Annotated in this window: 12 protein-coding genes; 9 read left to right on the top strand and 3 right to left on the bottom strand. The window is 54.2% G+C overall.

Annotated features, from left to right (window positions below):
• Positions 1–175 precede the first annotated feature (175 nt).
• Complete coding sequence (iraM, locus tag F8562_RS14820) at positions 176–565, top strand: anti-adapter protein IraM (protein WP_004097807.1); 390 nt, start codon at positions 176–178, stop codon at positions 563–565.
• A gap of 156 nt (positions 566–721) precedes the next feature.
• On the opposite strand, the gene F8562_RS14815 is transcribed toward iraM, so the two are convergent.
• Positions 722–1,003, bottom strand: a complete 282-nt coding sequence (locus F8562_RS14815) for a YjcB family protein (protein WP_004097808.1) — start codon at positions 1,001–1,003, stop codon at positions 722–724.
• A 543-nt stretch (positions 1,004–1,546) separates the two neighbouring features.
• On the opposite strand from F8562_RS14815, the gene F8562_RS14810 reads away from it, so the two are divergent.
• Positions 1,547–3,151 (top strand): EAL domain-containing protein, encoded by a 1,605-nt coding sequence (locus F8562_RS14810; protein WP_014837141.1) that lies wholly within the window; start codon positions 1,547–1,549, stop codon positions 3,149–3,151.
• On the opposite strand, the gene soxS is transcribed toward F8562_RS14810, so the two are convergent.
• A complete protein-coding gene (soxS, locus tag F8562_RS14805; RefSeq protein ID WP_004097813.1) occupies positions 3,136–3,465 on the bottom strand; it encodes a superoxide response transcriptional regulator SoxS in 330 nt (109 codons plus the stop codon). The two genes, F8562_RS14810 and soxS, sit on opposite strands and share 16 nt — an antisense overlap.
• A gap of 84 nt (positions 3,466–3,549) precedes the next feature.
• Between soxS and soxR the strand changes: the two genes are divergently transcribed.
• From soxR to F8562_RS14785, 4 genes are all read left to right on the top strand, one after another.
• The gene (gene soxR, locus F8562_RS14800; protein WP_004097815.1) at positions 3,550–4,008 is read left to right on the top strand and encodes a redox-sensitive transcriptional activator SoxR; all 459 of its coding nucleotides are present in this window, start codon (positions 3,550–3,552) and stop codon (positions 4,006–4,008) included.
• 257 nt (positions 4,009–4,265) lie between these two features.
• Positions 4,266–4,934 (top strand): glutathione S-transferase family protein, encoded by a 669-nt coding sequence (locus F8562_RS14795; protein ID WP_014227554.1) that lies wholly within the window; start codon positions 4,266–4,268, stop codon positions 4,932–4,934.
• Between the two features lie 388 nt (positions 4,935–5,322).
• The gene (locus F8562_RS14790; protein WP_014227555.1) at positions 5,323–6,672 is read left to right on the top strand and encodes an NCS2 family permease; all 1,350 of its coding nucleotides are present in this window, start codon (positions 5,323–5,325) and stop codon (positions 6,670–6,672) included.
• A gap of 147 nt (positions 6,673–6,819) precedes the next feature.
• Positions 6,820–8,466: a Na+/H+ antiporter gene (locus tag F8562_RS14785; RefSeq protein ID WP_004109468.1), complete on the top strand. Its 1,647-nt coding sequence runs from the start codon at positions 6,820–6,822 to the stop codon at positions 8,464–8,466.
• A gap of 48 nt (positions 8,467–8,514) precedes the next feature.
• Here the strand turns inward: F8562_RS14785 and F8562_RS14780 are convergent, their stop codons facing one another.
• On the bottom strand, positions 8,515–9,396 hold the full coding sequence (locus F8562_RS14780) for a LysR family transcriptional regulator (RefSeq protein ID WP_014227557.1): 882 nt from the start codon (positions 9,394–9,396) through the stop codon (positions 8,515–8,517).
• A 103-nt stretch (positions 9,397–9,499) separates the two neighbouring features.
• On the opposite strand from F8562_RS14780, the gene F8562_RS14775 reads away from it, so the two are divergent.
• From F8562_RS14775 to F8562_RS14765, 3 genes are all read left to right on the top strand, one after another.
• On the top strand, positions 9,500–9,910 hold the full coding sequence (locus F8562_RS14775; RefSeq protein WP_004097823.1) for a CidA/LrgA family protein: 411 nt from the start codon (positions 9,500–9,502) through the stop codon (positions 9,908–9,910).
• Positions 9,903–10,592, top strand: a complete 690-nt coding sequence (locus tag F8562_RS14770; RefSeq protein ID WP_014837142.1) for an LrgB family protein — start codon at positions 9,903–9,905, stop codon at positions 10,590–10,592. The genes F8562_RS14775 and F8562_RS14770 overlap by 8 nt, the downstream gene beginning before the upstream one ends.
• 598 nt (positions 10,593–11,190) lie before the next feature.
• Positions 11,191–11,730 carry a fimbrial protein gene (locus F8562_RS14765; protein ID WP_014837143.1) on the top strand — a complete coding sequence of 180 codons (540 nt, stop codon included), beginning with the start codon at positions 11,191–11,193 and terminating at the stop codon, positions 11,728–11,730.
• Positions 11,731–11,782 lie beyond the last annotated feature (52 nt).

Here is an 11,782-nt window from a genome sequence, read left to right as displayed (position 1 = left end):
TATTATGGTTAACCATTCATTATTAGAACACTATATTTAAGGTAAGCCTTATTGAGTACGGGTGGTATTGAGTATTGTCTGATATCACATTATTAATCGATAACCTTGCGGTTAGCTATCATGGATGCTATCACTATATAGAGTCATTTATCAGCAATGCCAGCAAGGATAAAAAATGAAATGGACTATTCATAATACGCTTGTCTGCCCGTATTCCGGCGTGGCTTTTTCTTCGATTTCCAGCCTGCGGTTTTTAAAGTTTATTCTTTGGTATGAAGCCGACATTTTATTATTGCCGGGAGAGTCGATGAAGCTCTACTCGTCCAGCGTGTTAATTAACGAGCAATATCATGCGGTAAAGGTTTATAACATCACGCGATACGATGAAGCCCAGTGGGAGAAACTGCGGGAGCGGCCTTCTTGTCCGTATCAATCTACTGCCACGACGGCAAACGCCTGTTCTTACCAGGCGCACTGCGCAATAAAACGCTGCCCGAACAACTTTCCACGCGGGCTATTGGGCAGTCGTCCGTCGGCCAGCGGAAGCGTTATAACCAGACCATAATGGTGTCATCGCTGCGGTGTATATCGGTGATGGGTTTAGGCTGTCGCAGAGGGGGAAATCGCGGGTGGCGGTGCTGTGCACCTGTCCGGGCAACCGGTTCACCGCCGTCTGGTGGTCCGGTCAGCGACATCGGCGCCCGGATAAGGTGGGCCGACATCAGGTCATCATCATCGGCCATTCGGGCGGAGTCTGGCTCATGACTTCAATCATCACGTCCTTGATATTGCCCCAGATTTTCGCCACGTCCAGCAGCGTAATGCCTAACAGACCGGTGGCGAACCAGCAGGCTGCGGCCAGGCCCATACAGCTACAAATCACCGCTAAACCGGCATAATCGCTTTTACGTAGCTGAATGTTCAACGAGCTGGCCAGAAACATCAGCACTGCGCTCACGAGTGGCCAGCGCAAAAGCACGACACTGGTAGTAATGGAAGCCATCAACCTATCCTCAACGAAATTTGGGAGCCTTTGACAACCGGATGAGACTGACGATGGAACGGCGCTCTGGCTATCTTCAGGCAAACAAGATCGTAATGAAACAACGTTTTTGTTTCATCAGCTAATGTGAACTATATCACACTTGTTCTTTTATTCACCAGCCAAAAATGGTGTTTTCTTGCGCTTATTAGCCATGTAAATAGCAGGGTTAATAAGGAGGGCGCGGGGCTTTCTTGCAATGTGAAGGCTGATTATAAGGGATTATCGGCGGTTTTGGTTTTTTAATAAGGTTTATGTTCTGCGGATTTTATTACTTATTCTGGCTAATTATACGGATAAACCGAATGACATAGTGGAGCTAATCTCATTATGTTGAGAATGTTTCTCCAGTGGTCCTATAAGCCAGTATTATTCATAATTCATCGTCATGAGGTTTTTACGTCAAAGCGTGGGTTGCTGAGATGCTCCGTTCATATCACAGTAAGCAGAGTCATCGGGGCTGTTCACCTTGATTAAGGCGTATCGCATGGATAAAAAGCGGAAATGAATCATAGCGCGCCGCATAAGGCGTTGAGAATATTTGGCATCGTGCTGGTCATTCTGCTGCCGGTGCTGCTGGCGTTGTGGTTTGCGCAAATTCGCGCCAAAGCGGAAACCGCCGATCAGCTGAGGCTGTTTTCTCGACTGGCGCTGCAAAAAACGGAGATGGTGATTCGTGAAGCCGACGAAGCGCGCGATAAAGCCCGCTTGTATCAGGGAGCGATATGTTCACCACAGCATCAGCAATATCTGCTCGGTATTGTTCGCGGCCTGCTCTATATCGACGATTTAATCTACGCCAACGGTACCCATTTCTTCTGCTCCACTTCGGTTCGCCGCCAGGCGGGGTGGCAAATTCCGGCCGCAACCTATACCAAAAAGCCGGATATCGCGATTTACTACTACCGCGAGACCCCTTTCTACCCTGGTTATGCGATGAACTATATGCAGCGCGGCAACTATGTGGTGGTGGTTAATCCGCTCTCATACAGCGCGTTGATCACCAGCGATCGCGATCTCGCCTGGGGCGTTTTTGATACCAAAACCCACCAGTTTTTTTCCGTCAGCAAGAATGCCGACCCCGATGAGCTGCATCGCCTGATTCGCGCTGAAGCGTCTTTATTTCACCAGGATGGCCGCGTTTATACCATCGCCCATTCCACCGTTCGCCCGATAGCCGTCATTATGTCCACTTCGCGCGTCAGCTATTATCAGAATTTTTATAATCAGGTGACCCTGACGCTACCGCTGGGGCTGATTTGCAGCGTATTGCTCCTGCTGGTGTGGTCGCGCACCCGTCAGCAGTACCACTCTCCGCGGAAGATGCTGCAGCGCGCGTTAAACCGTCGTCAGCTGTGCCTTCACTATCAACCGGTTATCGATATTAAAAATAACCGCTGCGTCGGTACCGAAGCATTATTGCGCTGGCCAGGCTTTGATGGGCCGGTGATGAGTCCGGCGGAGTTCATTCCGATGGCGGAAAATGAAGGGATGATCGCCCAGGTCACCGACTATGTCATCGATGAGGTATTTTCCGACCTGGGCGAGTTTCTGGCGCGGCAGCCGCATCTGTACGTGGCGATTAACCTCTCCGCTTCCGATTTCCATTCCGCACGCTTGATTGAGCACATCAACAAGAAGATCCAGCGCTACGCGGTCAAGGCGGAACAAATCAAAATCGAAGTGACCGAACGCGGGTTTATCGACGTGGCGAAAACGACGCCGGTGATCCAGGCGTTCCGCGATGCGGGATATGAAATCGCCATCGATGATTTCGGCACCGGCTACTCCAACCTGCACAATCTTCATGCGCTCAACGTCGACGTTCTGAAGATTGATAAATCTTTTGTCGACATGCTGACGAGCAATACCACCAGCCACCTGATTGCCGAGCATATTATCCAGATGGCAAACAGCCTGCATTTAAAAATCGTGGCTGAAGGCGTCGAAACGGCAGAGCAGGTAGCCTGGCTCCAGCAACGCGGCGTACAGTACTGCCAGGGGTGGCACTTTGCGAAAGCGATGCCGCCGCAGGAGTTCATGCTGTGGCTGGCGAATGATCGCACCTGCCTCAGCCCCTATCAGCCGCGCTATCAGGCAGAAATTTGATGGCGATAGGCGGTCGGCGTTCGGTCAAATTCGCGACGGAACACCCGCGAGAAGGTTTGCTGCGACACGTAGCCGAGATCCATCGCGATATCAAAAATAGGGCGCTGAGTGGTTCTTAGCGCTTCCGCGGCGAGCAGCAGGCGGCGCTGGCGAATGTAATCGCCCAGCGTTTGATGCATCACGGCGCGGAACATCCGCTGCAGATACCATTTCGAGTATCCCGATTTTCTGGCGACTATATCAATGTTAAGTGGTTGATCGATATGTTCATCAATCCATTCAATAAGCGTTTGGATAATATCCTGATGGGACATAAAGCGGCCTCTCTCAATTCTCGATTCGTCGTTTTGTCTGCGGGCGAGTATAATTCCTCAAGTTAACTTGAGGTAAAGCGCTTTATGGAAAAGAAATCACCCCGCATCAAAATGCTGCTGACGCCCGGCGAAGTGGCAAAACGAACCGGCGTGGCCGTCTCCGCGCTGCACTTTTATGAAAGTAAAGGGCTGATCCACAGCCAGCGCAACGCGGGCAATCAGCGGCGCTACCGGCGCGACGTCCTGCGCGCGGTGGCGATCATTAAGATTGCGCAACGCATTGGTATTCCGCTGGCGACCATCGGCGACGCGTTCGGCGTACTGCCGGAAGGGCATAACCTCAGCGCCAAAGAGTGGAAGATGCTGTCGTCCCAGTGGCGGGAGGAGCTGGACCGGCGCATTCATACCCTGACCGCGCTGCGCGATCAGCTCGATGGCTGTATCGGCTGCGGCTGTCTGTCGCGTCGCGACTGCCCGTTACGCAACCCGGGCGATAAGCTGGGTGAAGAGGGGACCGGCGCGCGATTGCTGGAGGATGACTAAAAAACTAAAGCGCCACAACAGGGCGCTTTAGTTGTTTTCCGGTCTTGGTCTTTCGCACTATCCCGCTGGTACGCAGGAGGGTTTCCCCCGACGTCGGCTCACCTCAGTATTGCGCAATCTTTGATGGAGGTTCCGGTTTGCGCCGACAATTTAAGTGTGGCTCTTTTCTCTGAATTTGCCTCTTCAGTTTGCCGAAAAATTCCCGGCATCCGCCGCCTGTTCCTATAGTTAATTTGAACAAACAGCGGGAGAGGCCCATGTTAACGGTACATCATCTCAATCAGTCACGATCGCAGCGCGTGTTATGGGCGCTGGAAGAGCTGCAGTTGCCTTATCAGGTTGTCTCTTATCAGCGTGGCAAGGATATGCTCGCACCGGCGGAATTAAAAAGCGTTCATCCGCTGGGTAAATCGCCGGTGGTTGAGGATAACGGCCACATTCTGGCGGAGTCCGGCGCCATTCTGGAATATTTACAGGAAACCTATGATAGCGCCCGGCGCTTAAAACCTGAGTCGGTGGAAGATAAGCTGCAATATCGCTTTTGGCTGCACTACGCCGAGGGGTCGCTGATGCCCCTGCTGCTGATGAAGCTGGTGTTTGCCAGCCTGGGCAAACCGCCGGTGCCGTTTGGTATGCGCACGCTGGGTAATGCGTTGGGCAAGGGGGTACAGAAGGCCTGGCTTAACCGCCAGGTGGACACCCATGCCCGCTTTATTGAAGCGCACCTTTCCCGCCAGCGCTGGTTTGCCGGCGCTGAGCTGAGTATGGCCGATATTCAGATGAGCTTTCCCGCGATGGCGCTGCTGGCGCGCGGCGGCGTGGAGAATTTACCCCATCTGACGCAGTGGGTTCAGCGCGTGGAGCAGCGCCCGGCCTGGCAAAAAGCGGTTGAGCGCGGGGGGCCGTTCACCTTACCCGGCGAATAAACTATTACTAAAGCCGATGACCGGGGAAAATTGCTATCAGCGCAATACAAAAATGTTACCGGATTGCGCATGGACGATAACGTTTGCGCATCGGCTGGTTATTTCCTGAACGTCATAAGCGAAATTTAGCGAAATACGACAAACTTCAGTTGAAAAGGCCCGTCTAAAGGCTGGATAATCGTTTGCCTTTTTATTTTGCTCATCATTTCCTCTGCTGACAGAGGGGAGCAAAGTCATTCTTCACACCGTACTGTATGCGCGGAGTTAAACGTTTGCTTTTTCGCGGCCCCTGGCGCTGCGATTAGCACAAGGAGATCGCGTTTAGCTGGCAGTGGATGGTCCACCACGCATTCGGACGAACGATAAAAATTCTCAGGGGAAGTTTTCTATGTCTACGCCTTCAGCGCGTACCGGCGGTTCATTGGACGCCTGGTTTAAAATTTCTGCTCGCGGCAGCACCGTGCGTCAGGAAATCGTTGCCGGTCTTACCACCTTCCTGGCGATGGTTTACTCCGTCATCGTGGTGCCGGGTATGCTCGGCAAAGCGGGTTTTCCACCGGCTGCGGTATTTGTTTCCACCTGTCTGGTTGCCGGCGTCGGCTCGCTGGTGATGGGGCTGTGGGCGAACCTGCCGCTGGCGATTGGCTGCGCCATCTCGCTGACCGCGTTTACCGCCTTTAGCCTGGTACTGGGTCAACAGATCAGCATTCCGGTCGCGCTGGGCGCGGTGTTCCTGATGGGTGTCCTGTTCACCGTGATCTCCGCGACCGGCATTCGTAGCTGGATCCTGCGTAACCTGCCGCAGGGCGTGGCGCACGGTACGGGGATTGGTATCGGTCTGTTCCTGCTGCTGATTGCCGCCAACGGCGTGGGCCTGGTTATCAAAAATCCGCTGGATGGTCTGCCGGTGGCGCTGGGTAATTTTGATAGCTTCCCGGTGATTATGTCGCTGGTCGGGCTGGCGGTGATTATCGGCCTCGAAAAACTGAAAGTGCCGGGCGGTATCCTGCTGACGATTATCGGCATCTCAATTATCGGCCTGATCTTCGATCCTAACGTTCACTTCTCCGGTATCTTCGCCATGCCGTCGCTGAGCGACGATAAAGGCAACTCGCTGATCGGTAGCCTGGATATCGTGGGCGCGCTGAACCCGGTGGTGCTGCCAAGCGTGCTTGCGCTGGTGATGACCGCGGTGTTTGACGCCACCGGAACCATCCGCGCGGTGGCCGGCCAGGCGAACCTGCTGGATAAAGACGGGCAGATTATTAACGGCGGCAAAGCGCTGACCACCGACTCCCTGAGCAGCGTCTTCTCCGGCCTGGTCGGGGCGGCGCCGGCGGCGGTGTATATCGAATCCGCTGCCGGTACGGCGGCGGGCGGCAAAACCGGTCTGACGGCAGTGACCGTCGGCGTGCTGTTCCTGCTGATCCTGTTCCTCTCTCCGCTCTCGTATCTGGTGCCGGCTTATGCCACCGCGCCGGCGCTGATGTACGTCGGCCTGCTGATGCTGAGCAACGTGGCGAAAATCGATTTCAACGATTTCGTCGACGCGATGGCGGGCCTGATTACCGCGGTCTTTATCGTGCTGACCTGCAACATCGTGACCGGCATCATGATCGGCTTTGCGTCGCTGGTGATCGGTCGTCTGGTGTCCGGCGAATGGCGTAAGCTAAACCTGGGTACGGTGATCATCGCCGCGGCGCTGGTTATCTTCTACGCCGGCGGTTGGGCGATTTAACTTTTCCTGCTAACAACGGGCGGCTTTGGCCGCCCGTTTAATTTTTAAGCCACATCCTGTTTCCTTTTGCGTTAATCTGAGTAGCGTATTATGCCGAGACATGACGCCTCAGATGTAAAAAAAAGACACGCAGCAAACAGGGAACACATGGAAATATTCTTTACCATACTCATCATGACCCTCGTGGTCTCTCTCTCCGGGGTGGTTACACGCGTACTGCCCTTTCAGGTCCCACTCCCCTTAATCCAAATTGCCATCGGCGCGCTGTTGGCCTGGCCTACCTTCGGATTGCACGTTGAATTCGACCCCGAACTCTTTCTGGTTCTGTTCATTCCGCCGCTGCTTTTTGCCGATGGCTGGAAGACGCCAACCCGTGAGTTCATTGAGCATGGACGAGAAATTTTCGGCCTGGCGCTGGCGCTGGTGGTGGTAACGGTGGTCGGTATTGGCTACCTCATCTACTGGATCGTGCCGGGTATTCCGCTGATTCCGGCTTTTGCTCTGGCGGCGGTTCTGTCGCCAACGGATGCCGTGGCGCTGTCGGGAATTGTCGGCGAAGGGCGCATTCCGAAAAAAATAATGGGGATTTTGCAGGGCGAAGCGCTGATGAACGATGCCTCCGGCCTGGTCTCCCTGAAGTTTGCCGTTGCGGTGGCGATGGGCACCATGGTCTTTACCGTCGGCGGCGCGACGGTGGAGTTCTTCAAGGTGGCGGTCGGCGGTATTCTCGCGGGCTTTGTGGTCAGCTGGCTGTACGGGCGCTCGATGCGCTTCCTCAGCCGCTGGGGCGGCGATGAACCGGCAACGCAAATTGTGCTGCTGTTCCTGCTGCCGTTCGCCTCTTATCTGATCGCGGAGCATATCGGCTTTTCCGGAATCCTGGCGGCGGTCGCCGCGGGGATGACCATTACGCGTTCCGGGGTGATGCGCAGCGCGCCGCTGGCGATGCGCCTGCGCGCCAACAGCACCTGGGCGATGCTGGAGTTCGTGTTTAACGGCATGGTCTTCCTGCTGTTGGGCCTGCAACTGCCGGACATCCTTTCCAGCTCGCTGGTGGCCGCAGAAGCGGATCCCAACGTCGAAACCTGGATGCTGTTTACCGATATCATTCTGATTTATGCCGCCCTGATGCTGGTGCGTTTTGGCTGGCTGTGGACGATGCGCAAACTGAGCCAGCGTTTCCTGAAAAAGAAACCGATGGAGTTCGGCTCCTGGACCACGCGCGAGCTGCTGATCTCCTCCGTCGCCGGCGTTCGCGGGGCGATTACCCTTGCCGGTGTACTGTCGATTCCTCTGCTGTTACCGGACGGCAACGTCTTCCCGGCGCGCTATGAGCTGGTGTTCCTCGCCGCCGGGGTGATTCTGTTCTCACTGTTCGTCGGCGTGATTGTGCTGCCGATTCTGCTGCGCCATATCGAGTCGACCGACCATGTCCAGCAGCGCAAAGAGGAGCGTCTGGCGCGGGCCGCCACGGCGGATGTGGCGATTGTCGCGATTCAGAAAATGGAAGAGCGTCTGGCTGCGGATACCAAAGAGAATATTGATAATCAGCTGCTGACCGAGGTCAGTTCGCGGGTGATTGGTAACCTGCGTCGTCGCGTCGATGGCCGCAACGATGTTGAAACGTCGATGCTGGAGGAGAGCCTCGAACGCCGGTTCCGCCTGGCGGCGCTGCGTTCCGAACGCGGTGAGCTGTACCACCTGCGCGCCACCCGGCAGATCAGCAACGAGACGCTGCAGAAGCTGCTGCACGACCTCGATCTGCTGGAAGCGCTGCTTATCGAAGATCAGTAACGCCGTACCTGTTCCCCGGGGCAGGCGTTGACGCCGCGACCCGGGGACTTACTTCAGCCAGAACGCCTTGCTGCACTCCAGCCACGCTCGCGCGCTGTGCGACAGATAAACGCCTTCCCGCCAAATCATCCCCAGCTCCCAGCGCAGATCGCTCTGCAACGGCATCCAGCAAAAGCTCTGCGGGTCGAGGCGCTGGCAAATTGGCTCCGGCAAAATCGCGATGCCAATCCCCGCCTGGACCATGGCGGCCAGAAAATCCCACTGCCCGCTGCGCACGGCGATGCGCGGCTTAACTTCATGCTGAGCAAACAGCCGCATCAGCTGCTGGCTGAGGGCGAAATCCTCGTTGTAAATCACCAGCGGATGCGCGGCGAGCGCCTGCGGCGACAATGAGCTGAGGCCCTCCCATTGTGCCGTTCTCGGCGTCAGTACGCAGAGCGGATGGCTGAACAGAGATAGCGTCGTCAGACCGCTGGCCTCATCAACCGGAAGCGCCGTCATGGCTAAATCCAGTTCGCCGTTGCTGACCGCCTGCTGCACGGTCAATCCGCCAAACTCGGAGATTTTCAACTCGATACCCGCATAGCGCTGGCGAAAGCGGCTAATCGGCTCGGCCATCAGCATGCCGACCATCGGCGGGATCCCGAGACGCAGTACGCCTTTGTGCAGATGATTAATATCGCTCAGCTCCGACTCCAGCTGGTGAAATTCGCCAAGGATGGCCTGCCCGCGCTCGAAAACCACGCGTCCGGTATCGGTCAGCAGCAGCCGGCGACCGTCGCGGATCAGCAGCGTGCAGTTCAGCTCATCTTCAAGGTTTTTAAGCATCTTGCTGATGGTGGGCTGCGTGACGAAAAGTTTCTCCGCCGCGCGGGTAAAGCTTTGCTGGCGAACCACTTCGACAAAATAACGCAGCGTTCGGATATCCATAATTATTCCCTGAGACTATACCTGTGATGATTTTAATTCATTTCTGCCGCGCCGGGCGGCTCTCTATACTGCACGCCTGTCTTCTTTTTCAGGAATACCGCTCATGGCCTTTGCGCCAGCTCGCGTGACGCCCTTCGTTATGCAACGTCTTCAGGTACCGGTTCAGGTCCTGATCTACGCCGGACTGTTCGTCTGCGCTGAATATTTAGTTAACTGGCTGCACCTGCCGCTTCCGGCGAATCTGGTCGGCATGCTGATGATGCTGGCGCTGATCGTCTGCCGGGTAATTCCTTTAAACTGGGTACGCGCCGGAGCCCGCTGGCTGCTGGCTGAGATGCTGCTGTTTTTCGTACCGGCGGTGGTGGCGGTCGTCAACTACGCGCAGCTGCTGATGGTCGATGGCTGGCGTATCTTTCTGGTGATTGGCTTGAGCACTACGATGGTGTTGGGCGCCACGGCATGGGTGGTTGATAAAGTGTATCGCTATGAAGTCAGCAGGATGAAACATGAGTGATTTTCAGCTGAGCCTCCTGTGCCTTCTTGTCACGCTGGGACTCTATTTTGCCAACAAGCGGCTTTATCGCCGCTTCCATAAACTGCCGCTGATGCCGCTGGTTTTCACCCCGATCCTGTTGGTCATGATGCTGGTATTCGGCCATATCTCTTATCAACGCTATATGGGGGAGACCCACTGGCTGCTGTGGCTGCTGGGCCCGGCGACGATCGCCTTTGCCGTGCCGGTATACGACAACCTGGCGATTATTAAGCGCCACTGGATGTCGCTGACGGCTGGCGTCACTACCGCCTCGGTTGTCGCGGTGACCAGTTCGGTGTGGCTGGCGCGATTATTTACCTTGCCTGATGAGATCCAGCGCAGCCTGGCGGTACGCTCCGTTACCACCCCCTTTGCGCTGGCGGCAGCCAAACCGCTGGGCGGCCAGCCAGATTTAGTCGCTCTGTTTGTCGTGGTCACCGGGGTATTCGGGATGGCGGTAGGGGATGTACTGTTTCTGCGTCTTTCTATTCGCGAGGGAATGGCAAAAGGGGCCGGATTGGGTGCGGCATCGCACGGCGCCGGCACCGCACGATCCTACGAGCTTGGCCCTCAGGAGGGCGTGGTCGCCAGCCTGGTGATGATGCTATCCGGAGTGGTGATGGTGCTGACCGCGCCGCTGGTGAGATGGGTCATGTTCTGAACCCCTTTGTTATTAGTGAACGCATACTCGCTAAGGTACTTTTTCCATATCTCACGACTATTTATATTCCTATGAATAGTCTTTTCATCTTATCGATATGAACGGTTAATTAAATATTCGTATTTGTAGGATAATCCGATGATGCCTTAGGTGATATCCTTATTTGCCTTCCTGCTTAAATTGTAATTAAATGTTTCTGATCGGGGTGGGTTTAATATTTAAGAGAAATATAAATATAAGGAATAATGTTTTTTGTGAATGTTTTTTATGTTTAACGTTATGAATTTATGTGGTTATTTATGATGTATATCTTGTATTGATTGGTTCAGGACTATTATTCATTTGAGATAATTCATATGCGCTTGTTGAGTATTTTCTCTATTTTAGATATCTTACTTACGTGAGCTTCTATTATTGAATGGATTCATGTGGAAATTAAGCTCTTGTATTTATAGGTTAGTCATCTTAAATGCAGGTTATTCACTCCCCATGCACCTTATCAGCTTATACCTTCGCTGATGTCTGGCTTCATTCTCTAATAAAAGCCATAAAACAATTGATGGATTGATTGTTAATCTTAATAAACAGGGGAATACCAATGAACTTCAGTACCAAAACGCTTGCCAAAATATTAGCCTTATCTGCCGGCTGCTCTCTGGTTACTCTGGCTCAGGCCGCGAATACCATTACTTTTACCGGTAAGGTCTCAGATACCACTTGTACAGCGACTATCGATAATGGCGTTTCGTCTATTGAGATGGGGACCTCCTCAGTCGCCGATCTGGATACGAATACCTACGGGGCGGCGAAGAGCTTTTCTTTCACTTTAACCGGATGCCCTAAGACCACAGAAGGCGGTAACGCCTTGGCCAGAGTGACGTTTGGTGGCGAAGCGGACACGACGAATAGCGATTACTTCAAAAACCAGGCGGCGGAATCACCCGCTACCGGCGTTGCGGTGGCGATTTTTGACAACAAGGGTGCCCTGCTTAAGAACAATACTGAAGGTGCGGATGTGGATATTTCCTCCGGTGCCGCGACGATTCCTTTTACCGTTAAACTGGCTAAATCTGGTACGGCTACTCCCACCAAGGGAGCGGTGCAGACAACCGTAACTTACAACGTTACCTATTATTAATTCAGCATTAGATAAAAGGGAAAGCTTCTGCTTTCCCTCACTGGACACTACC

Source organism: Klebsiella sp. RCJ4 (assembly GCF_009025755.1).
GTDB lineage: Bacteria > Pseudomonadota > Gammaproteobacteria > Enterobacterales > Enterobacteriaceae > Klebsiella > Klebsiella michiganensis.
This window is presented reverse-complemented; position numbering and strand designations above follow the sequence as displayed.